This is a genomic window from Paraburkholderia phenoliruptrix (assembly GCF_047325075.1).
In the GTDB taxonomy this organism is placed as follows: domain Bacteria; phylum Pseudomonadota; class Gammaproteobacteria; order Burkholderiales; family Burkholderiaceae; genus Paraburkholderia; species Paraburkholderia phenoliruptrix.
Map to the genome: position 1 here is coordinate 400,067 of NZ_CP168531.1, position 20,808 is coordinate 420,874.

Below are 20,808 nucleotides of genomic sequence, written 5' to 3' on the forward strand. Positions count from 1 at the left end.
CGCGGAAAGATTGTCGCCACGTGGATCGCTTCAGTCGAAGCGCTGGTTACATGCCCCATCACACTCTGCCCAGACAGAGATCGGATTGCAACTGCGCCCTCCAGAATCATCAGTCAGTTAATGCTTGCCATTTTCCGGCGATGAATCGTCGAGCCCGGCATCGGAGGGCTCCGCCTCGGCGCACAAACCGCAGCCTGCGTTGGAGCCGGCGTCGATCCCGTTGGCAATGAAACGGCCAAGCAGATCGATCAGCGTCGCGAGGTCGGCGGCCGAAAAGCCGCGCAACTGCTCGTTCAGCACGGCGGCGCCGATGCCGGGCAACTGCCGCGCCGCGTCCTGCCCTTGCTGGGTCAGCTCCAGCTTCACCATCCGGCGATCCGCGTCGCTGCGCGTGCGCAGCAAAAAGCCTTTCTTTTCAAGGCGGTCCAGCAGACGGGTCATCGATCCGCTGTCGTATGACATGACGCGCGACAGCTCGAACGGCGTGTTCGCGCGCCCGGCGGCGAGCATCAGGATCACGCCGATCTGCTGCGCCGTCAGCCCGAGTGGTTTAACGGCCCGGTCGGTGCGCTCGACCAGCACGTTGCGCGCTTTCGACAAGTAATAGCCGAGACTCGTATCGAGCCGGATTTCGTCGGCTTTGTAAGGACCGTCAGTCATCTTGAATTCGTGGACATGGCAGCAGGCCGAAGTGGCAGGCGCGCGATCCGCCGAAAAACAACACCGCGGCCGTGCATCGCGCACAGTATCTTGAAATTTACTTGCATAGTCAATATTATATTAAGCAACGAGTTACGCGATCCGCGCCACCCGAGACTATGTTCTGACCGCTTTTTTATCGCGCCGCCAAGTCGGCGCGACCTAAGGATGTTCCGCCCATGCTGTACCTGAAAAATACCCTCGGCGGCCTCAGCCGCTCTCTGACCGATTCCGCTTTGCACAGCTTCCAGGGCCCGCATCGCTGGTGGAAGCTCGCGTTGTTTGCCGTGCTGTTCGTGCTGCCCGGCGGATCGGTGGGGGTCGCGGTACTGGCGTGGTTCGAGCATCGCCGGGGGCGCAAGGGCGCGAACGGGGCATCCGCGGAAATCGCTGCCGCGCCCGTGCGCGCGGCAAGCGCTGCGGCTGCTCCGGCCGCTCCGGCGCATGGTGCGGCGAACGCCTGCCAGTCGCGCGGTGAAGCACCGTGCCGGGCCGCGGCCGGCAAGCTGGCGCGCAAGGCGACTTCCGCGGAATCGCGCGGCTGACTTGGCGGCAGGCATGAGCGGCCAGGGCGGTTTTGAACCACCGCCCGGTAACAGCACGTAACCTTCGCGACATCGTCGGTAACACACCTTCTTCGCTGCCCGCATTAACCTTTCGGTTTCCCGCGCCCAGCGGGCTCATACGCTAACATGCCGGCACACGTACAGGCCGGCGCCGTCACTGGCGGCACGTGGCGTCCAGAAGGAAACAATGCATGCAGTCTGACCGAATCCCGTCCGCGCGGACATCTGCGCCTCGCGTCCTGACTCTCGCGGTAGCAGTGGCCGTTGCCGGCCTCGTCGCCGCGTGCGCGGTCGGCCCCGACTACAAGCGCCCGGACGCCGGGATTCCCGCGTCCTACAAGGAAGCCGCCCCCGGCTGGAAAGTCGCGCAACCGGCGGACCAGCAGGACCGCGGCGCGTGGTGGACCCTCTACCAGGACCCGCAGCTCGACGCACTGGAAGAGAAGCTGAACGCCGCCAACCAGACCATCGCGCAATATGCCGCCGCGTACCGGCAGGCGCGCGCGCTGGTCGGCGAGGCGCGCGCGGCCTACTTTCCGACTGTCGGCGCGTCGGCGGGCGCCACGCGCTCGGGCAACGGTGCTTCGTCGAGCGGGAGTTCCACCACGGCTAGCCGCTCGGGCGTCTACAACAGCTACAGCCTGCAACTCGACGCCACCTGGGAACCCGACCTGTGGGGCTCGGTCGGCCGCTCGGTCAACGCGCAGAAGGCCGGCCAGCAAAGCGCCGCCGCCGATCTCGCCAACGCGCGTCTGTCGGCGCAGGCCACGCTCGCGCAAACCTACTTCTCGCTGCGCGCGCTCGATGCCAACCAGAAACTGCTCGACGAGACCGTCGCCGCCTATCAGCGCTCGCTGCAACTGACGCAGAACCAGTACGCCGCGGGCGTGGCCGCGCGCTCGGACGTGATCCAGGCGCAAACGCAGTTGCAATCGGCGCAGGCCTCCGCGATCGACAACGGCGTGCAGCGCGCCCAGGACGAGCATGCCATTGCGGTGCTCGTCGGCGAACCGGCCTCCAGCTTCTCGCTTCCGCCCATGCCGCTCACCGCGACGCCGCCCGCCGTGCCCGCGCAGGTGCCGTCGGCGCTGCTCGAACGGCGGCCCGACATCGCGTCGGCGGAACGCAAGGCGGCAGCGGCGAACGAGCAGATTGGCATCGCTATTGCCGCGTTTTTTCCGTCGCTGACCTTGTCGGCGACCGGCGGCTTCCAGAGCTCGGTTTTCTCGCAACTGCTGACCGTGCCGTCGCGCTTCTGGACGGTCGGACCGCAACTCGCGGCGACCCTGTTCGACGCCGGGCTGCGCCGCGCGAAAACCGAAGCGGCTCGCGCCGCTTATGACGAGAGCGTCGCCACGTATCGTCAAACGGTGCTCACGGCGTTCCAGGACGTCGAGGACAACCTCGCGTCGCAACGCATCCTCGAACGGGAAATCGTGGTGCAGCAGCAGGCCGTGGAGTCGGCGCGCCAGGCGCTCGCCATCGTGACGAACGAATACAAGGCGGGCACAGTCGGCTTTCTCAACGTGCTGACCGCGCAAACCACCGCGTTCACGGCCGAGCAGAAGCTGCAGACCATTGCGGGGCAGCGGATGGTGTCGTCGGTCGGACTGGTGAAGGCGCTCGGCGGCGGCTGGGACGTCTCGCAGATGAACCGCGAAACCGGCGACGTCGCGGCGCCCGCGCCTTTGCCGTCATCCGCTTCGGCGCCCGCGACGACGCCGGTTGCACAATCCGGCGAAGCCTCGCCGCAGACCGAGGCGCAAAGCCGGTAAATCGCGTGGCGTCGCGTGCGGCCCGCGCCGAAGCGCGTGGCCGCGGCCTTCAATGCACGAACGACAACATCACCGCGTTCGGCCCGCTCGGCCGTCCGAGCAGATTCAGCAGTCCCGCCAGATTGTCGCGCGCCTCGGGCGCGGAGCTCGCCGTTCCGTGAAACGACGTGGAAGCCGGTGACACGACGCCGCGCCCGCTCAGCATCAGCGGTCCTTTGACGGTCCGCAACTCGACTGTCGACGACGCGCCTTCCGCCTGAAACACCAGCTGATACGAACCGAGCGGCTTCACGGGCGAGACGCGCGAACTCACGTCGGTCAGCGCGACAGTCAACTGGCCGAACGCCTCGCGATTGAAGCTGCGCCAGTCGGACCACGAAAGCCGCACATCGCCTTGCAGATCGAGCGTGTTGAAAGGCGCGCCGAGCCCGCTCAGCAGCGAAGCCGGCACGGCAATCGTGCCGGGCGTTACATTCGCGCTGCGCGGCGTCGCGTCGATGGTGATCGGGTCGGGCATCGCCTCGCTATGACGCATGGTCATGCGCACGCGGCCCGTGAAGAGCGACCAGAACGCCGTGCGCCATTCGATCCGCCCGGGCAGCAGCGTCGCGGCGCTCATGTCCGAACCGGCGGCCAGCATCAGCGTGGCGGAGCCGTGCCAAAGCGACCCTGCCGGGTTGACGAGGTTCACGTGTCCGCCGCTTTGCCGGGCGAATTGCGGCGTGATCCACGCGGCCGGCAACATCGCGAGCATCACGGCCAGGCTGGAGAAAACGGCGACCAGCAGCCAGGGCAGCGCGGCGCGCAGGCGCCGCATCCAGTAAGTCATGCGAGATCCCGTGGCAGCGCGCTCATTTGGCCGTGGATGGCTGCAGCGACGCCGTCAGGTCCACCTGGCCGTCTTCCTTCAGCGCGGTCACATGCGCTTCCGCGACCTGCACCTTGAACTGGCGGCGCACGTCGTCGACCCAGGCCGTCCACGCGGGAAACGACGCGTTTTTCATCTGCACCTGCACCGCGTTGCCGATCACCTGGACCTGCGTGGCCGCGAGACCGTGGTCGGCCAGCGACGCGGAGAGCGCGTCCTTCAGCGCGCCGCCCGTCGGCGCCACGCCCTGAGCCGCCGCGGCAAGCTGGCGCGCTTCGTTGGCTTGCGCCGTCATCTGCGCGAGCTGGCGCTGCAAGGTGGGCAGCGACTCACGCAGCCGCGCGCGCCCCTCCTGCGCGGGCGCCCACAGCACCGACCACGCGATCACGACCGCGAGCAGTGCGCCGCCCCACGTCAGCAGCATTTTTTCGCGGTCGGTCCGCTGCTCCCAGAAGCCGGCCCAGGTTTGAGCGAGTTGAGCTTTCATTGTCCGTTCCTGATGGTCCACTTGCCGGTATTGCTGTCGACCGCGCCATTGAGTCCGTTGCGCGCGAGGCGCTTGCCGAAATCCGGATCGAGCTTGACCTCGGGCTTGAAGGTGACGTCGAGCCGCCGGTCGTGATAATCGAGCGCGGCGATGCCGTTGACGGGCACGGGCGGCAGTGACCGCGCGAGGCCATCGGCGAGCGACAGGAAGTCGTCGGGCGACAGCTCGCCAGCGGCCACGCGCAACTGCTGCAATTGACGCGACATCTGATCGGGCGCATCGAGCACGACGGTCGTTTTCGGGAAGGCGTTGAGCAGCAGCTCGGTCATCTGCGTGTTGATGGCGTCGCGCTGGCGCGAAAGCATCAGCCACTGCACATTGGCACCGACAATCGCGACCAGCAGCGCGCCGACCGCGAGCAGCACCGGCAGGCGCAGGCGGCGCAGCGTCGCGCGATCGAGCCGCCACGGCTGCGACGCGAACTCGAACTGGCACAGATCGAAGCGGCAGGCGAGCGCGCGGCGCGCGAGCTGCTCGAACGGCAACGGACTCGCGCCGTGCACATGGGCGGCGAGCCGCGCCGGGCTGCTCGCACCGAGGCTCGGCTCGTTGCCCGGCACCTCGGTCAGCATGTGAAGCGAGACCGGCGTCGCGCCGGCGAGGGCGGCGAGCGTCGCGTTCACCGCGCTCGCGGGCACGGCCAGCCCTTCGCCTTGCGCGCCGCGCGCAATCGCCAGTTCGACGCGCGGCGGGCCGCTTTGCGCCGCGCCTTCCAGCAGCATGGCCGGCGCCGTTTGCACGACCGCGCCGAGCACGGCCGCTACCATCGGCACGACTTCGGATGCGGCGTCGGCAGATGCGTTGGGCGCGCCTGGCTTCGGCGGGGCCTCGCGCAGGGAAGCGCCCGCGCCCGCCAGCGCCGGCTCGGGCGCGTTCGCCGTCTGTGTCGCTTCTTCGGCCACCTGGACTGGCGCGGACAGCGGCGCCTCCGGCAGGCAGCGCGTGACCGGCACCGCGCGCAGGCTGCGGTGACCCGCTGCGGAAAACGCCTCGCAGATGAAGCGGAACCATCCCCGGTCGATGATCGCAAGTATCTGACGTCCGCCCGCGGCCGGTTGCGGATCGACGGCGATGTGGCAGGTTTGCGGGTCCTGGATCAGCTGATCCTCGACGATGTTCGGCAACGCCTGGCGCAGCTTCGGCCCGCGCAGCGGCGGCAGCGTGGCGGGCATCATCAGCAGGTCGCGCGCGGCGACCATCAGCACCGTCGACGTGGCGCGCGGCAACAGCGCGAGCGCCGAGCGCCCGGCCCGCTGCGTGCGTCCCGACTTGTCGAGCAGCACGAACGGCAAGTCCGGCAGCTGCCATTCCTGCGACGGCACCGCCGGATCACGCGGCGGCAATAAGACGATCAGCGTGCTCAAAGGCCACTCTCTCTGGGAAAGGCGTTGTTCATAGTTGGTCTTGCACCCGCACGATACGCGTAGTGTGAGTCAAAGCGTCGCGATAGACGAGAGTCGTGCGATCCACCTCGGCGCGCTCGTGCTGCACGCGGCCGTGAATCAGGAAGTAATTGGTGTTGACGTCGAACTGGTTGGGATCAATCGACACCTGCTGCACGCCCGCGCCGCGCAACGCGAGCTGCACGTCGCCGACGTTATGAAAAAACACCGTCTGCCGGCGCGCGACGAACGCCTGCGCCGAAGACAGGCTCATGCCCGGCACGACCGCCGCGATCACTTCGGCGGAGGCCGTGTTCATGTTGACCGCCGTCACCGTGGGCAGCACGGTAACAAAGGGCCGCAGGCGCGCGACCATCTCCGGCGTGTAGCCGGGAATGTCGAGCAGCGAATCGACGCTCGTCATTTGCAGCGGCGCGTGGGCGGCGCTGTCCTCGCTGTCTTCTATGCCGGGTTTGTCGGTGAAGCCGCCGCTCGTTGCGCCACCCATCGCCCCCCCCTGGATGGCCTGCGTGGAGGTCGTGCCGGACGTCGACGTCACCGTCTGAAACCGCGTGGCCGATTGCATCAGGCTCGCGCGCACCTGCACTGCCGTATTTTTCGCGAGCTGGCTGTTCACGCCGAGCGAGACGAGGAGGCGTTGATACGCGCCGATCTGCTGCGCGTCGAGCTGCATGACGCCGGGCGCCGGGCTCGCCACCAGGTTGCGCAAATTGAACTTCGCCTGGGCGTCCTCGATCGACCCCGACAGGTAGGTCGCCGCGCCTTGCTGCGCGCGCACCTCGCCGATCTGGCCGAGGAAGTCGGAGAGCCGCGTCTTCGCGATCGGCACGCCCCACACGCCGCCGAGATACGTGATGCCAGCCGACGTATCGCCTTCCGAGCGAAGAATCAGGCGCGTCCAGTCGAGCGCACCGCGCGCGACCCATTGCGCCTGCGCGAGCAGACGCTGGTTCTCGATCCGGCGAACCTGGACTTGCTGACGCCACAGCATGCCGGAGACGAGGATCGCCGACAGCGCGACCACGAGCAACGCGCTGATGATGGCCGCGCCGCGCTGCCGTGACCGCGGCCGCTGTTGCAGCGGTTGCGCCGGTTGCGGCCGTTGCGGCTGTCGCGCTCGCTTCCCGCAACTGCGCGCCGCGCCGCGCGGGCCGCGTTGCGCGCGCAGCGCCGGAGCGAGAGCCGGAGCCGCAGCCGCAGCCGCAGCCGCAGCCGCACAGCCAGCATGGAAGGAGAATCTCATCTCATTCTCCAATCAGAAAAACGCGCGTGATGGGCCGCGCAAGCGACTTCGCGCCCACGCTCACTTCCAGCCCGGTCACCGAACGCGGCAGGGGCGCGTTGCCGAGCTGCGGCACCTTCAGGTTGTTGTCGGCCTCGGTGATCGCGCCTTGCACGTCCTTCATCTGCGTGGTCCAGCCGACGCGCGGCACGTACAGGCGCGCCGAAATCGCGCCGACGCCGCCCATCAGCGGGACGGCCGACCAGCCTTCGCCTTCTCCGCCGCGCGAGGCCGCGCGCAGATCGCCGATATTGGCCAGCGGCGGCGACGCATAGCGGACCACGCGGCCCTCGGTGACGCGGTAGCGCACCACCTGCAATCGCGGCGCCGAACCCGGCAGGTGCATCTGCCGGACGATCTGCAAGGCGCCGCCCGCGAGCGACACGGCGGGCTGGCCGGATTCGTCGTCGGAGGCAGCCAGACGCGCGTCGATGCGCATCTGGTCGAACAGCTGCGCGAAGACACGCTCGTCTTCCATCGCGTTCGTGATGGTCTGCCGCCCGCGGATGATCTGGTCGAGCCCACGCCACGACAGCACGGCGATCACCGCCATGATCGCAATCGCGACCAGCAGCTCGATGAGCGTGAAGCCGCGGGCGCCGCGGCGTCTCAAGCGGCTCACGCGACTCCGGCGGCTTGCGTGGCCGACGCGGCTGAGGCCGCGCTCAGAGCGAACGGTTTGTTTCATTCGCGACCACCGTGACCATCTGGGCGAGATTGCCGGAGCGCCCAGGCATTGTCACCTTCACTTCCACGCGACGGAACACCGGATTGGGCGTCGCCGTCACCTGCTCGGTACAGATCAGCTGCAAATTGCCCTGCGAGCAGTCGAAGCTGATCGAGCCGACATTCGGCCACGCATGCGTGAGACGCAACTGCGCAAGCGTGTTGTCGGCGCTCCAGCCGGCAAGCAGCCGCCGGTGAAGGTCGGCCTCGCCGCTCGCCAGCCCGCCGACCGCGCGCAGCGACGCGGCCAGCGCGACCGCGATGATGGCAAGCGCGACCAGCACTTCGATCATCGTGAAACCGCGTTCGCGGTGCGCGGCGCCGCGCGCCGCCGTGCTGCTGCGACGACGCATGTCAATGCACCTCGTAGCGGCCATTGCCGGTGCCGACGATCGTCGCGCGGCCCACGGCGGAAAAGAGCGTGACGCGCACGGGCACGTCGATGGCCTCGGTGCCGAACACCACGCGGCTCGCCTGCGAGCTCGAACCCGGATAATCGATCGTCACGCCAGTCACACCGCCTTCCCACTGGCGCGGCTTGAGCAGGTCGTCGCGCAGCGGACGCCAGCCGTCTTCCGTGCGCATGTCGAAACGAAAGCCGCCGTCGAGCGGCTGCCACGCAATGGGGCGCGCGCGCACCTGCGCTTCGTCGCCGGCCGATTCGAACAGCAGCGCAAGACGCTGCGCCTCTTCGTTCAGGTCGGTGCGCGGATTGCGCGTCATCGTCAACGCCGTGAGGGAAACCAGCAGGCCGGCAATCACCAGCACCACCATCATTTCGAGCAGTGTGAAGCCCGTCTGATGCCGGCGTCTCACGCCTGCACTCGGGCTTGCATTCGGGCTTGCAATCGGGCTCGCCATGTCGCCGGTCTTGCCGCGGCCTCCGTCAGCCGCGCGCGCCAACGCCTGCGCCGCGCGCAGCGGCGAATGAATCACGACACGCGTGCTGCTGACGTCTATTGCCACGAGCCCACATCGGCGTCATTACCTTCGCCGCCTGCCTTGCCGTCCGCGCCGTAGCTGAACACGTCGATCTCGCCGTGCACGCCCGGGTTCAGGTACTGATAGCTGTTGCCCCACGGATCGTTCGGCAGACGCTCCAGATAGCCGCCGTCCTTCCAGTTGTTCGGCACGGGATCCGTCGCGGGCTTTTCGATCAATGCGCGCAGGCCTTGCTCCTGCGTCGGATAACGGCCGTTGTCCAGACGATAAAGCTTGAGCGCCTGCATCACCGTGCCGATGTCCTGCTTGGCGGCGACGCGCCGCGCTTCGTCGGGACGACTCATGATTTTCGGCACGATCAACGCGGCCAGAATGCCGAGAATCGCGATCACGACCATGATTTCGATCAGCGTGAAGCCGCGTTGACGACGGCTGCGCAGACCCGCGATTGCTGTGCGGCGAGTGGTCGACAGTTGCATAGCTTGCTACCTCTTTCAGATAAATTTTTGACTGCGGGCGTTAGCGTCCAGCAGTTTCGATGCCATTGAACACGCCCGGCCGGTCATTTTAATGTCATGCAGTTGAAGGGTTTCAACGCAACGCAATTTTCACAATAGTCCGTACAATGATGCGCATGAACGCCCTCCAAATCCGCCTTCTGTCGCTCGCGCTGTTCGCCGTTTTTTGCGCGACGCTGACCTACTGGGTCATCACGCTCACCACGATGTCCGGCGCGCCGCTGCCCGCAGCCGCCGCGCACCCGCAGGTCTCGACCGAGCAGGCGGCCACGCTGTTCGGCGGGCAGCTCACGCGCACGGTCAATCAGGACGTGCATCTGTTCGGCATCCTCGCGCTGCGCGAAGGCGCCGCGGCCATTGTCAGCGTGGGCGGCGAGCCGCCGCATGCCGTGTCGCTCGGCAGCACGCTGATGCAAGGCGCGAAGCTCTCCGAAGTGCGCGCCCGCTCCATCGTGATCGACCGCAACGGCGCGCATTCCGAAATATTCCTGCCGGCCAACGCAGCGGGCCCGACCATCTACGTTCGCTAAAGCGCGGCCGGCCCGGCCGCACCCTGTAGGTCACTGCACCAGGTTGTTCAACTCGATGATCGGCAGCATCACCGCCAGCACGATCACCAGCACCACGCCGCCCATCGCCAGAATCAGGAGCGGCTCCAGCAGACTCGTCAGGAACATCGTGCGGCGCTCGAGCTCGCGCGCTTCGCCTTCGGCGGCTCGGTCGAGCATCGTGGTGACGTCGCCCGTGGCTTCGCCCGAACGGATCAGGTGAACCAGCACCGGCGGAAACGTCTTCGTATTGCCAAGCGCGCGTGACAGCGAGGTGCCTTCGCGCACGCGCACGATTGCGTCGTCGATGTTGCCGCGCATCGCCGTGTTGCTGAGCGTTTCGGCGGCGGCTTGCAGCGCGCGCAGAATCGGCACGCCGGCCGCCGTCAGAATGCCGAGCGTGCTCGCGAACCGCACGGTGTTGTAGCCGCGCACGAGCTTGCCGAGAAGCGGCGCGGTGAGCAGCCACCGGTCGAACGCGAGGCGCGGACCGGCTTGCCGCAGCGTGGAGCGCACCCCATAGAACAGCACCGCGACGGCGATCAGCACGGCCCACCACCAGTTCCGCACGAAGCCCGAGAGCGCCATCATCATGATGGTGAGAAAGGGCAGTTGCTGCTTCGTGCTCGCGAACACGTTGACCACCTGCGGCACCACGTAGCTGAGCAGAAACGTGACGATACCGAACGCAATGATCGTGACGATGGTCGGGTAGGTGAACGCGAGCACGATCTTCTGCTTGAGCGCGTTGCGTTGCTCGATATAGTCAGCGAGCCGCGAGAGCACGAGGCCGAGTTTGCCGGTGTGTTCGCCCGCCGCAACCAGCGCGCGGTAAATCTCGGGGAAATCTTTCGGATGCTGCGAGAGCGCATTCGCGAGCGAATGGCCGCCGAGCACTTCGGCGCGGATCGCCGCCATCAATTCGCGGATGTAGTCGCGCTCCGATTGCTCGGTGAGCACGGCGAGCGCTTCGTCGAGCGGCAGGCCGGCAATCAGCAGACTCGCGAGTTGCCGCGTGAGAATGGCCTGCTCGCGTTGCGACAGCCGCCGCCCCAACGAAAGCCGCTGATTGCGCTCACCGCGCGTGCGCGTGGCCGCCGGTTCGACGACGAGCGGCGTGAGCCCTTGCGAACGCAGATTGGTCCGCGCGCCGCGCGCGCTATCCGCGTCGAGCACGCCTTTTTGCGCCTTGCCCGCCGCGTCGATCGCCTCAAAACGAAATGCCGGCATGCGCTTACGCTCCGCCCGTCACGCGAATCACTTCTTCGAGCGACGTGAGTCCCGAGGCGAGCCAGCGCTCCGCGTCCTCGCGCAGCGTGTGCATGCCTTGTGCGCGGCCGGCGGCGAGAATGTCGGCGTCCGATGCATTGCGGTGAATCAGCGAGCGGATGTCGTCGTCGATGAGAAGCAGTTCGTAGACGCCGCGCCGGCCCGCATAGCCCGACTGGCCGCACTTGTCGCAGCCGACCGGATGCCAATGGACGCGACCGTCTTCCTCGACGCGCTGTTCGCGGCACACTGGACACAAGCGCCGCACGAGCCGCTGCGCCAGCACGCCCAATAACGACGACGCCAGCAGATACGGCTCGACGCCCATGTCGGTCAGACGCGTGACGGCGGAGGCCGCGTCGTTGGTATGCAGCGTGGCCAGCACGAGGTGGCCGGTCAGCGAAGCCTGCACGGCGATCTGCGCGGTTTCCAGATCGCGGATTTCGCCGATCATGATGACGTCGGGGTCCTGCCGCAGAATGGAGCGCAGCGCCCGCGCGAAGGTCATGCCGATCCGCTCGTTGACCTGTGTCTGGCCGATGCCCGACAGGTCGTATTCGATCGGATCTTCCACCGTCATGATGTTGGTGGTCGCCGTCTCCAGCCGCGACATCGACGCATACAGCGTGGTGGTCTTGCCCGAGCCGGTCGGGCCGGTCACGAGCACGATGCCGTGCGGCCTGCCGATCAGCTTGTCGAACTTGCCGAGCGTGTCCGGGCCCATGCCGAGCGCCTCGAGGTTCAGGCGCGTGGCGTCTTTTTCCAGCAGACGCAGCACCGCGCGCTCGCCGTGGCCGGTGGGCAGCGTCGAGACCCGCACGTCGACCGGACGCCCGCCGACGCGTAGCGTGATGCGGCCGTCCTGCGGCAGGCGTTTTTCGGCGATATCCAGCTGCGCCATGATCTTGATCCGCGAAATCAGCGCGCCGTGCAGCGCTTTTTTCGGGCGCACGACGTCGCGCAGCGTGCCGTCGACGCGAAAGCGCACCACCGACGCGTTCTCGAACGGTTCGATGTGAATGTCCGATGCCTGTTCGCGCGCGGCCTGCGTAAGGAGCGCATTGATCATGCGGATGATCGGCGCGTCGTCTTCCGATTCCAGCAGGTCTTCGACTTCGGGAATGTCCTGCATCAGGCGCGACAGATCGACTTCCCCTTCCACCTCGCCGACCACCTGCGCCGCGCTGCCGTCCTGGCGCGCGTAAGCCTGGTTGATCGCCTGCGCGAGTTCGTCCGCGGGAAGACGCACCACCGAGACCGCGCCGAAATTGCGCGCGACTTCCGCGAGCGCGGCTTCGCTCGTGCGCTCGCTGATCCACACCTCGAGGCTGTCGGCGTACTGATGCGCGACGAGAATCTGGCCGCTGCGCGCGAAGCCGTACGGCACGAGGCGCGCGGCGACGGCCGACGGCGCCGCGCGTTCCGCCTGCCCGATCACCTCCGCGGATGAAAGACCGGCGGCCGGCGATCCGGCGACCGGCGACCCGGCGGCCGGCGATCCGGCCCGCGACGATGCCGGCGACGTTGACGCTGACGGCGGCATGGACGGCGTGTTCACGGCTTGACTCCTGGCGATGCGGTGGACGGCGCGACCGGCACCGGATTGCTTTGCACGGCGCCGCCGTTCACGGCAGGCGCCGGCTGCACGGTGGCCGGCGCGGTGCTCGGCGCCGCGCTGGACTGCGGCGTGGACAGACGCGGCTGAACCTGCGGCGGCTGCATCTGCTGACGGCGCATCTGATCGAGATCGAACAGATTGAGCGTCGAACCGCCCTGACTCGGGCCCACCGGCTTCGGCGGAACCACCGGGTCGTCGTTGTCCTTCATCAGGTTGTTGTCCTGACGGTACGCGCCCTGCACACCTTGAATATAGTCGTAGCGATTCGACGTGACAGCCTGCGCCGTATCGCGATCGCTGATGATCACCGGACGCAGGAACACCATCAGATTCGTCTTGTTGCGATTCTTCTGCTCCGAGCGGAACAGCTGGCCGATCCACGGGATGTCGCCAAGCAGCGGCACCTTGCTGTTGCTGACCTGATAGTTGTCCTGCATCAGGCCGCCGAGCACGATGATTTCGCCGTTGTCGGCGAGCACCGTCGACTGGATCGAGCGCTTCGTGAACTGCGGGCCGGCCGGGTTGGTCGCCGCGTTGGTGGTGCCGTTCACGATGGCCGAGTCTTCCGTGTACAGCTGCAGCTTGAGAATACCGCCGTCGGTGATCTGCGGTTTGACGTGCAGCGTGAGGCCCACATCGACGCGGTCATAGGTATTGAATGCCGAGCTGGCGTTACCGCTCGTCAGGTTCGAGTACGAACCGGTCTGGATAGGCACGTTCGTACCGACAACGATCTTCGCTTCCTCGTTGTCGAGCGTAATGAGGTTAGGCGTGGACAGCACGTTGGCGTCCGCCGTCTGCGAGAGTGCCTGCAGCAGCGCGCCGAGACCTTGCACGCCGAAAATGTTGTGAATCCAGCCGATGTTCAGGCCCTGCTGGATACCCTGCGTGCCGAGGGCCGTGGCAAGACCGCCCGTCGTGCCCGCCGCCGCGGCCGCTGCCGTCAGGTTGATGATGCTGTTGCTCGAACCGGTCGCGAGGTTGGTGCCGGCAAAAACCGAATTGTTCGCCACCTGCCATTGAATGCCGAGATTGCCGCTCGTGTTCGAATTAAGCTCGACGATCAGCGCCTCGATATAAACCTGAGCACGACGCGCGTCGAGCTGGTCGATCACCGCGCGCAGATTGCGGTACACCGGCTCGGACGCGGTGATGATCAACGAGTTGGTCGCGGCGTCCGCCTGGATCATGCCGCCCGGCTGATTCTCGTCGTTCTTGTCCTTGTCGTTGCCGAGGAAACCGCCGGACTGACTGGCATTGTTCGCGCCGTAGCCACCGCCGCCGGATCCGCCCATCGGCGAGGACATGGAACTCATGTTAAGGCCGCCCGACGGCAGCGGCGGCGTGCCGGACGTGCCCGTCGAATTGTTGCCGCCGATCCCGCCGCCGCTGTTCTGATTGAACGAGTTGGCCTCGTTGCCGCCGGTCGGGGAGCCGCTTTCGCCGCCTTTGCCGAGCATGCCGCGCAAGGTCTTCGCGAGCTTGGTCGCCTCGGCATTGCGCAGCGGCACGACGTGCATGTTGCCCGGCATGGTGGTCGGCGCGTCGAGTTCGCGCGCGAGCGTTTTTGCCGCGGCAAGACGCGCGGCGTTCGAGGCGCGGATCAGCAGCGAATTGGTGCGCGGATCCGCGGTGATCGACACTTTGAGCGTCGCATCCGTGCTGCCGATCGCGCCCGGGTCGAGCATCTTGTTCAACTGCGCGGCAATGTCGAGCGCGTTGGCATTCTTCAGTTGTACGACCGACACCGACTGACCCGCCGCCGTGTCCACCCCGGCGATGATCTGCGCGATGCGCCGCACGTTGTCCGCGTAGTCCGTCACGACGATCGTATTGTTGGCCGGATAAGCGGCCACAGTGTTGTTCGGCGAAATCAGCGGACGCAGCACCGGCAACAGGTTATTCGCCGATTCGTTCTTCAGCACGAACACCTGCGTGACCACCTGGTCGCCGCGCGCGGTCGGCGCATTGCCGACGTAGGTGGGCACGCCTTGCAGTTTGGCGTCCGCCTCGGGCACGACTTTCAGTACGCCGTGATCCTGGACGAGGGCGAAGCCCTGCATGCGCAGCGCCGATTGCAACGTCTTCAGCGCCTGGTCCTCGGGCACCGCGTTTTCCGATACCAGATTCAACTGACCTTTGACCCGCGGGTCGACAATGATTGTCTTGCCCGTCGCCGCGCCGATCGCCTTCGCGACCTGGTCGATATCGGCGTTGACGAAGTTGAGTGTCACCTGTGCCTGTGCGGTCTGCGCGGTGATCAGTCCAGCCAGCAGCAACGCCGTTGCGACGCGACGCAAAGCCATACGATTTCTTCTCATGGAATGTAATGTCGATGCCGGCAGCGCGAGCCGCCGGCGGTCATGCAGCACGGACAGGGAAGCAGACCGCCGGTCTGTCGGTCTGCCGGCGGGCCAGGGGGGCGAACCCGCCCTAAAATGCTGGCCATCCGATGTCCGAAAAGAAGGAACAGTAACAGTTTTTCATGTCGGATTTGTCACAAATGGAAAGGCCGAGTGAGTTTTCGCGAGGGATCACGCCCGCTCGCGGACCCTTGAAAGGCAAAGCGCCGCTAGTTGAAAGCCGCAAGAAAACCCTATGTTTTCGCGCGCTTAGGTCTCGCTCAGTTCCCGCTTATGTCTCGCCTATTGTCTCGCTTATGTCTGTTAGCCAACTTGACGGGTCTCGACCTGCCGGTATCATACGAGCCGTTCGAGCCGCCGGTTCGCCCTCGCGGGCACGGGTTTTCCCGTAGATTCCGCCAATGTCCCGGCCAGATTGCGCGTGCCGGCTTGAATCGGCTGAACAATGACTGATAGCAGGCCTTACTATCCCTTACCCTTGCGGTTTGCCAAGTCGTCTTGACCGATGAAACGAACCTTCGTGACCTTTCTGGCAGGAATTACCGTGTTGGCCGCAGCCGGGCCGGTACACGCCGATTGCTTCGACGAAGCCGCGAAATATCAGAAAGTGAACCCGCTGATTCTGCGCGCGATCGCGTGGCAGGAATCGCATAACCGTCCCGACGCCCAGCACAAGAACGCCAACGGTTCGACCGATTACGGCGTCATGCAGATCAACTCCGTTCACCTGCCCACGCTGGCTCAGTATGGCATCTCGCAAGGCACGCTCATGGAGCCGTGCAAGAACGTCTACATCGCCGCATGGCATCTGCGCCGGCAGATGAACAAGTACGGCAATACCTGGCAGGCGGTAGGCGCGTATCACTCGGAGACGCCCGCGTTGCGCGACAAGTACGCTCAACAGATCGCCGCGATTCTGCGCAAATGGAATCTGATGCCGGCGGCACGCTGAAGCAGTGCGGGAATTTGCCGGTTGCGGCCGCCGTCCGCTTGGCCTTGCCGATTTGATGCACAATGCGGCTTCGTGCTGCTGCCCGCGCTCGCCCGTCGTTGGACTCACGCCGCGACACGGCGCCCGGCACGCCTTCCAATCCTCCCGATTTCCGTACTGCGATGAACCAGCCGCCATTGCCCGTCACCGTGCTCTCCGGTTTTCTGGGCGCCGGCAAGACCACGCTCCTGAACCACATCCTCGCGAATCGCGCCGGCCTGCGAGTGGCGGCGATCGTCCACGATCTCGCCGCCGTCAACGTGGAGGCGACGCTCGCACGCAATGCGGCGGCGGCCTCGCGTCCGGACGCCGAGCTGATCGAGCTCGCGAACGGCTGCGTCTGCTGCACGTTGCGCGACGATCTGCTCGCGCAGGTGCAACGGTTGGCCGCTCAAAAACGCTTCGACGCGATTCTGATCGAGTCGGCGGCTGCGGCCGAGCCCACGCAGATCGCCGAGACTTTTGCGGACGCCGAGCTTGACGACGACTCGCTTTCGGAAGCGGTGCGGCTCGACACCATGGTCACTGTGATCGACGCGGTCAATGTCCTGCGCGACTACGGCTCAGCAGAAGCGCTCGCCGAGCGGGGCATCGCCGCGACGGAAAATGATGACCGCACGGTGGTGGAGCTGCTGATCGAGCAGATCGAATTCTGTGACGTGCTCGTCGTGAACAAGGCCGACCTCGTCAGTACCGGCGAACTCATGCGCCTGCAACGCCTGCTCGCGCGGATCAACCCGCGCGCCGTGCAAGTGGTGAGCCGCTTCGGCGCCGTGCCGCTCGAGCAGATCGTGAATACCCAGCGCTTTCACTTCGACGAAACCGCCAATGCGCCGGGCTGGCTGGCGTCGCTCGATCCGCAGAACCGAAGCGAAGACGAGCATGGCCACGGCCATCGCAGCGACGCGGACGAGTTCGGCATCGGCAACTTCGTGTATCGCGCGCGCCGTCCGTTTCATCCCGAGCGCCTGTGGGCGCTGCTGCACGAGGAATGGAAGGGCGTGTTGCGCAGCAAGGGCTTTTTCTGGCTTGCGACGCGCAACGACATCGCCGGTTCGCTGTCGCAGGCGGGCGGCGCTTGCCGGCATGGTCCGGCGGGCATGTGGTGGGCGGCTCAGGACCGCAGCGAATGGCCGGACGCCGACGACGAACTGGCCGCCGAAATCGCCGCCGACTGGTACGGCGCGCCGGACGACTCGAGCATCGGCGACCGCCGGCAGGAACTGGTGATGATTGGCGTCGGCATCGACCCGGCGCTGTGGGCGGCGAAATTCGACGCGTGCCTCCTGACCGGCGACGAATACGCGCTGGGACCGCAAGGCTGGCAGCAGCTCGCCGATCCATTCCCCGCATGGGATTTCGACGAAGACGATCATGATCATGATCATGAGCACCATGGACATGGACATAGCCACCATGATCACGACGGTCACGAACACAGCCACACTCACGGCGACACGCCGCATCGCCACGACTAGGCGGTAGCGCCGTTGGCGGCATCGGCTGCGGCAACCGCAAAGCGCCCGCGGGCCGGTCCCCACGCGGCGCATTCGCTCGATCCCAGCACAGAGACGAAAAAACGGGCGAAAAAAAACCCGCCGTTGGCGGGTGTCAACTGCCTGGCAGTAATCTGCTTAGCGCTTGTTGACTGCGTCCTTGAACGCCTTGCCTGCCGTGAACTTGACGGTCTTCGCGGCCGGAATCTTGATGGTTTCGCCCGTCTTCGGGTTGCGACCCGTACGCGCTGCGCGCTTGCCCGAACCAAAGCTGCCGAAGCCGATCAACTGGACCGCGTCACCCTTCGACACAGACTTCTTGATCACTTCAAGCAACGTGTCCAGCGTTTCACCGGTTTGAGCCTTGCTGGCGCCCGTCTGTCCTGCGACGGCGTCGATCAGTTCCTGTTTGTTCATTAAGGTTCCTTTCTGAGTTTAGGTTGACACGAACAGCGCGAACGCGCCGATTATACGTGCGCGCGCCGCGCCGTCGAGCAGCTGCGGCTCCGGAGCCCCTCCGGATCGAAAGCGCCGGACAGCGAGTGTCCGTCGGCCGTGCTGCCGCTCCCTTCGCGGCGCTTGCTATGATAGCGCAGCGCAAACCCAATCAGGACAAGGGTTTCGAAGAATTACGCGGTTTTGGAACAGATACAGCAAGGAAACGGCACTTTTTGCTGATCCAGCCTCGCTAATCAGCCCGAAACCCAGTGTGGACGGGGCTTTGACGTTGGTTTTTGCCAACGCTCGGCGCGTCTTTTTCGCCGCCCGGCGAGCCGCGCGCGCTGGCGGTAACATTGCACCCGCATTCCGGGGCGTCACTTTGCGTCGCGCATGACCGATCCGCTGATCCCAGCCGTGCTCTCGTTCCGGGACAACGGCACGCCTTTTTCGCCGCTCTACGACGACATCTATCACAGCGCCGTCGGCGCGCTCGAGCAGGCTCATTACGTTTTCCTGCGCGGCAACGCGCTGCCCGAACGCTGGCACGGCCGACGCGTCTTCACCGTGCTTGAGACGGGCTTCGGCATGGGCATCAACTTTCTCGTGACGTGGGCCGCATGGCGGGCGGACCCGGCGCGTTGCGAGCGGCTTCATTTCGTATCGACGGAAAAGCATCCTTTCGCGCTCGCCGATCTGCGGCGGGCCTACGCCGCGATTCTGTCGGATCCGGCGATCGCGGCACTTGCCGACACGCTGGCGAGCGAATGGCCGATGCTCGTGCCGGGCATGCATCGGCTGGAATTCGACGATGGGCGCGTCGTGCTCACGCTGGTTTTCGGCGACGCGCAGCAGAGCTTGCCGAACCTGAGGCTGCGCGCGGACGCGTTTTATCTGGATGGTTTCGCGCCCGCCAAAAATCCGGAACTGTGGACGCCCGCCGTCTTCAAGTCGCTCGCGCGGCTGGCGGGCGAGGGCGCGACTTTCGCCACTTACAGCAGCGCCGGCGACATCAAGCGCGCGCTGACGCAGGCCGGCTTCGAGTACAGAAAGGTGGACGGCTTCGGCTGGAAACGCGCGATGCTGGTCGGCCACTTTGCGCCGCGCTGGCGCGTGCGCCGCCATGAGCCGCCCGTGGCGCTCGGACCGCTCGCGCCCGGCGAACGACACGCGATGGTGATCGGCGCCGGCCTTGCGGGATGCGCGCTCACCGAGCGGCTCGCGGCGCGCGGCTGGCGGGTGACGTTGCTGGAGCGGCATGCGTCGGTTGCCCAGGATGCATCAGGCAATCCGGCCGGCGTCTTCCACCCGATGATCTCGCGCGACGACAGCGTCGCCTCGCGTGTCACGCGCGCGGGTTTTCTGTACGCGCTCAGGCGCTGGGCGGCATTGGAACGGCTCGGCCACGCGCCGAAGCGCGGCGGCCCTGGTCTTTTGCAGATCGCCGAAAACGAAGACGAAGCGCGCGCGATGAGCGAAGCCATCGCGGCGCTGCGCTATCCGCCGGAGTTCGTCACGCCCGTCTCCGCCGACGAGGCGCAAAAACTCGCCGGTACGCCGCTCGCGCGCGGCGGCTGGTTTTTCCCGCACGGCGGCTGGATCGACCCGGCGTCGCTCTGCGCCGCCCAGTGCGCCGCCGCCGGTGACCTGCTCGAGCGGCGCTTCGGCGTGGACGTCGCGCGCATCGAGCATTCCGGCGATCAGTGGACCGTGTTCGACACGGCGGGCGAGCCGCTCGCGCGCGCGCCGGTCCTGGTTGTCGCGAGCGCTCATGAGGCCCCGCGCCTTGCCGGCTTGCGTCATGCACCGACGCGCAGCATCCGCGGCCAGCTCACTTTGCTGCCACCGGGCGCCGCGCCGTCGCTCGCGTTGCCTGTGATCGGCGAAGGTTATGCGATACCGCTGCCCGACGGCGTCACGCTGACGGGCGCCACTTATGAGCTCGACGACGCGGAGACGTCGCTTCGTCCAGCGGGTCATCTGGAAAACATCGAGCGCGTCGCGCACATGCTGCCTGCGTTTGCGCGCTCGGCCGCTCACCTCGATCCCACGGATCACGCCGATGCCGCGGCCGTCACGGGCCGCGTCGCGTTCCGCTGTGTGACGAGCGACCGCATGCCGATGATCGGCAACATCGCCGACGAAACACTCGCCGCGCGCGACGCCGAACGCCTGCGCGGTGCGTGGCCGCTGGATCTGCCGCGTGCGCCGGGCCTCTACAGCGCATTCGCCTACGGTTCGCGCGGTCTCGTATGGGCTGCGCTCGGCGCGGAGCTGATCGCTTCGCAGATCGAAGGCGAGCCGTGGCCGCTCGAACGGGATCTCGCCGAAGACATCGACCCTGCGCGATTTCTGCTGCGCGCGTTGCGGCAGGGAAGCGTCGTCGGTTAACTCACCGCCGCGTGGGCCACGGTTATCCACCGCAAATTGTGGATAACCGCGCTGTTTACCGCTGCAACTCGTGTGGAACCGTTGTGGACGTAAACGGGGTAACTCGAACGCCGCAAAATTTCGCCAAAAGTTACCCGCGTATACGAGTCGTCGCCGCACACGCTGTGCGCGCGGTTATGAAGTCTGCAACGTGCTGATTCGCTTCGGTAAACCACGGTTATCCACAGAAAAGCGGGCAGCTTGTTAACTGCTACTACGTATACATACAGTAAACGCGTAAACAGCAAGGCCTGAGCCGGACGGTGCGCCACCGCACAGATCACGCGACGCCTGAGACCCTCATGCTAAGTGCTGTCCTGAAAAGCACA

The 20,808-nt window shown here is 66.2% G+C and carries 19 protein-coding genes; 6 read left to right on the top strand and 13 right to left on the bottom strand.

Annotated features, from left to right (window positions below; genetic code table 11):
• Nucleotides 1–117: 117 nt before the first annotated feature.
• Nucleotides 118–660 carry a MarR family winged helix-turn-helix transcriptional regulator gene (locus tag ACEN8U_RS13720; protein ID WP_015004122.1) on the bottom strand — a complete coding sequence of 181 codons (543 nt, stop codon included), beginning with the start codon at nt 658–660 and terminating at the stop codon, nt 118–120.
• A 218-nt stretch (nt 661–878) separates the two neighbouring features.
• Here ACEN8U_RS13720 and ACEN8U_RS13725 point away from each other — a divergent pair, with 218 nt between their 5' ends.
• Together ACEN8U_RS13725 and ACEN8U_RS13730 are read left to right on the top strand one after the other, a co-directional pair.
• Entirely contained in the window at nt 879–1,244 is a 366-nt protein-coding gene (locus ACEN8U_RS13725) for a hypothetical protein (RefSeq protein WP_310104555.1), read from the top strand.
• 212 nt (nt 1,245–1,456) lie between these two features.
• A complete protein-coding gene (locus tag ACEN8U_RS13730; protein WP_310104552.1) occupies nt 1,457–3,040 on the top strand; it encodes an efflux transporter outer membrane subunit in 1,584 nt (527 codons plus the stop codon).
• A gap of 49 nt (nt 3,041–3,089) precedes the next feature.
• Here ACEN8U_RS13730 and ACEN8U_RS13735 read toward each other — a convergent pair whose 3' ends face one another.
• Genes ACEN8U_RS13735 through gspG form a run of 8 tightly spaced genes read right to left on the bottom strand, consistent with a single transcriptional unit; the run spans nt 3,090 to nt 9,287 of the window.
• Complete coding sequence (locus ACEN8U_RS13735) at nt 3,090–3,869, bottom strand: type II secretion system protein N (RefSeq protein ID WP_310104549.1); 780 nt, start codon at nt 3,867–3,869, stop codon at nt 3,090–3,092.
• A gap of 22 nt (nt 3,870–3,891) precedes the next feature.
• Nucleotides 3,892–4,395, bottom strand: coding sequence for a type II secretion system protein M (locus ACEN8U_RS13740; RefSeq protein WP_013590097.1), 504 nt, complete (start codon nt 4,393–4,395; stop codon nt 3,892–3,894).
• On the bottom strand, nt 4,392–5,819 hold the full coding sequence (gene gspL / locus ACEN8U_RS13745; RefSeq protein WP_310086228.1) for a type II secretion system protein GspL: 1,428 nt from the start codon (nt 5,817–5,819) through the stop codon (nt 4,392–4,394). The genes ACEN8U_RS13740 and gspL overlap by 4 nt, the downstream gene beginning before the upstream one ends.
• Nucleotides 5,820–5,847: 28 nt before the next feature.
• Nucleotides 5,848–7,101, bottom strand: a complete 1,254-nt coding sequence (gene gspK / locus ACEN8U_RS13750; RefSeq protein ID WP_310104546.1) for a type II secretion system minor pseudopilin GspK — start codon at nt 7,099–7,101, stop codon at nt 5,848–5,850.
• A gap of 1 nt (nt 7,102) precedes the next feature.
• Nucleotides 7,103–7,828 carry a type II secretion system protein J gene (locus tag ACEN8U_RS13755; protein WP_041745920.1) on the bottom strand — a complete coding sequence of 242 codons (726 nt, stop codon included), beginning with the start codon at nt 7,826–7,828 and terminating at the stop codon, nt 7,103–7,105.
• Nucleotides 7,806–8,219: a type II secretion system minor pseudopilin GspI gene (gene gspI, locus ACEN8U_RS13760; protein ID WP_015004114.1), complete on the bottom strand. Its 414-nt coding sequence runs from the start codon at nt 8,217–8,219 to the stop codon at nt 7,806–7,808. Before gspI ends, ACEN8U_RS13755 begins: the two co-directional genes overlap by 23 nt.
• Nucleotide 8,220: 1 nt before the next feature.
• Nucleotides 8,221–8,832, bottom strand: a complete 612-nt coding sequence (locus ACEN8U_RS13765; RefSeq protein WP_310104542.1) for a GspH/FimT family pseudopilin — start codon at nt 8,830–8,832, stop codon at nt 8,221–8,223.
• On the bottom strand, nt 8,823–9,287 hold the full coding sequence (gene gspG / locus ACEN8U_RS13770; RefSeq protein WP_013340976.1) for a type II secretion system major pseudopilin GspG: 465 nt from the start codon (nt 9,285–9,287) through the stop codon (nt 8,823–8,825). The genes ACEN8U_RS13765 and gspG overlap by 10 nt, the downstream gene beginning before the upstream one ends.
• A 155-nt stretch (nt 9,288–9,442) precedes the next feature.
• On the opposite strand from gspG, the gene ACEN8U_RS13775 reads away from it, so the two are divergent.
• Nucleotides 9,443–9,856, top strand: a complete 414-nt coding sequence (locus tag ACEN8U_RS13775) for a type II secretion system protein N (protein ID WP_028362220.1) — start codon at nt 9,443–9,445, stop codon at nt 9,854–9,856.
• A gap of 30 nt (nt 9,857–9,886) precedes the next feature.
• Here ACEN8U_RS13775 and gspF read toward each other — a convergent pair whose 3' ends face one another.
• Genes gspF through gspD form a run of 3 tightly spaced genes read right to left on the bottom strand, consistent with a single transcriptional unit; the run spans nt 9,887 to nt 15,067 of the window.
• Nucleotides 9,887–11,104: a type II secretion system inner membrane protein GspF gene (gspF, locus tag ACEN8U_RS13780; RefSeq protein ID WP_015004111.1), complete on the bottom strand. Its 1,218-nt coding sequence runs from the start codon at nt 11,102–11,104 to the stop codon at nt 9,887–9,889.
• 4 nt (nt 11,105–11,108) lie between these two features.
• Entirely contained in the window at nt 11,109–12,701 is a 1,593-nt protein-coding gene (gspE, locus tag ACEN8U_RS13785) for a type II secretion system ATPase GspE (RefSeq protein WP_310104537.1), read from the bottom strand.
• Complete coding sequence (gene gspD, locus ACEN8U_RS13790; RefSeq protein ID WP_309583975.1) at nt 12,698–15,067, bottom strand: type II secretion system secretin GspD; 2,370 nt, start codon at nt 15,065–15,067, stop codon at nt 12,698–12,700. The genes gspE and gspD overlap by 4 nt, the downstream gene beginning before the upstream one ends.
• Before the next feature lie 562 nt (nt 15,068–15,629).
• On the opposite strand from gspD, the gene ACEN8U_RS13795 reads away from it, so the two are divergent.
• Nucleotides 15,630–16,076 carry a lytic transglycosylase domain-containing protein gene (locus ACEN8U_RS13795; RefSeq protein WP_310104533.1) on the top strand — a complete coding sequence of 149 codons (447 nt, stop codon included), beginning with the start codon at nt 15,630–15,632 and terminating at the stop codon, nt 16,074–16,076.
• 161 nt (nt 16,077–16,237) lie between these two features.
• Nucleotides 16,238–17,593, top strand: coding sequence for a GTP-binding protein (locus ACEN8U_RS13800; RefSeq protein ID WP_015004108.1), 1,356 nt, complete (start codon nt 16,238–16,240; stop codon nt 17,591–17,593).
• A 156-nt stretch (nt 17,594–17,749) separates the two neighbouring features.
• Here the strand turns inward: ACEN8U_RS13800 and ACEN8U_RS13805 are convergent, their stop codons facing one another.
• Nucleotides 17,750–18,028, bottom strand: coding sequence for an HU family DNA-binding protein (locus tag ACEN8U_RS13805; protein WP_006050811.1), 279 nt, complete (start codon nt 18,026–18,028; stop codon nt 17,750–17,752).
• 414 nt (nt 18,029–18,442) lie between these two features.
• Here ACEN8U_RS13805 and mnmC point away from each other — a divergent pair, with 414 nt between their 5' ends.
• Complete coding sequence (gene mnmC / locus ACEN8U_RS13810) at nt 18,443–20,440, top strand: bifunctional tRNA (5-methylaminomethyl-2-thiouridine)(34)-methyltransferase MnmD/FAD-dependent 5-carboxymethylaminomethyl-2-thiouridine(34) oxidoreductase MnmC (protein ID WP_310104529.1); 1,998 nt, start codon at nt 18,443–18,445, stop codon at nt 20,438–20,440.
• Nucleotides 20,441–20,808 lie beyond the last annotated feature (368 nt).

Excerpts from the sequence above, each read along its gene's own strand:
- ACEN8U_RS13805 (WP_006050811.1), bottom strand. The coding sequence starts at position 18,028 with ATGAACAAACAGGAACTGATCGACGCCGTCGCAGGACAGACGGGCGCC.
- gspI (WP_015004114.1), bottom strand. The coding sequence starts at position 8,219 with ATGCGTCGTCGCAGCAGCACGGCGGCGCGCGGCGCCGCGCACCGCGAA.
- ACEN8U_RS13730 (WP_310104552.1), top strand. The coding sequence starts at position 1,457 with ATGCAGTCTGACCGAATCCCGTCCGCGCGGACATCTGCGCCTCGCGTC.
- ACEN8U_RS13735 (WP_310104549.1), bottom strand. The coding sequence starts at position 3,869 with ATGACTTACTGGATGCGGCGCCTGCGCGCCGCGCTGCCCTGGCTGCTG.
- ACEN8U_RS13720 (WP_015004122.1), bottom strand. The coding sequence starts at position 660 with ATGACTGACGGTCCTTACAAAGCCGACGAAATCCGGCTCGATACGAGT.
- ACEN8U_RS13740 (WP_013590097.1), bottom strand. The coding sequence starts at position 4,395 with ATGAAAGCTCAACTCGCTCAAACCTGGGCCGGCTTCTGGGAGCAGCGG.
- ACEN8U_RS13725 (WP_310104555.1), top strand. The coding sequence starts at position 879 with ATGCTGTACCTGAAAAATACCCTCGGCGGCCTCAGCCGCTCTCTGACC.
- mnmC (WP_310104529.1), top strand. The coding sequence starts at position 18,443 with ATGACCGATCCGCTGATCCCAGCCGTGCTCTCGTTCCGGGACAACGGC.
- ACEN8U_RS13775 (WP_028362220.1), top strand. The coding sequence starts at position 9,443 with ATGAACGCCCTCCAAATCCGCCTTCTGTCGCTCGCGCTGTTCGCCGTT.
- gspF (WP_015004111.1), bottom strand. The coding sequence starts at position 11,104 with ATGCCGGCATTTCGTTTTGAGGCGATCGACGCGGCGGGCAAGGCGCAA.
- gspG (WP_013340976.1), bottom strand. The coding sequence starts at position 9,287 with ATGCAACTGTCGACCACTCGCCGCACAGCAATCGCGGGTCTGCGCAGC.
- ACEN8U_RS13795 (WP_310104533.1), top strand. The coding sequence starts at position 15,630 with ATGAAACGAACCTTCGTGACCTTTCTGGCAGGAATTACCGTGTTGGCC.
- ACEN8U_RS13800 (WP_015004108.1), top strand. The coding sequence starts at position 16,238 with ATGAACCAGCCGCCATTGCCCGTCACCGTGCTCTCCGGTTTTCTGGGC.
- gspD (WP_309583975.1), bottom strand. The coding sequence starts at position 15,067 with ATGGCTTTGCGTCGCGTCGCAACGGCGTTGCTGCTGGCTGGACTGATC.
- gspK (WP_310104546.1), bottom strand. The coding sequence starts at position 7,101 with ATGAGATTCTCCTTCCATGCTGGCTGTGCGGCTGCGGCTGCGGCTGCG.
- ACEN8U_RS13755 (WP_041745920.1), bottom strand. The coding sequence starts at position 7,828 with ATGAAACAAACCGTTCGCTCTGAGCGCGGCCTCAGCCGCGTCGGCCAC.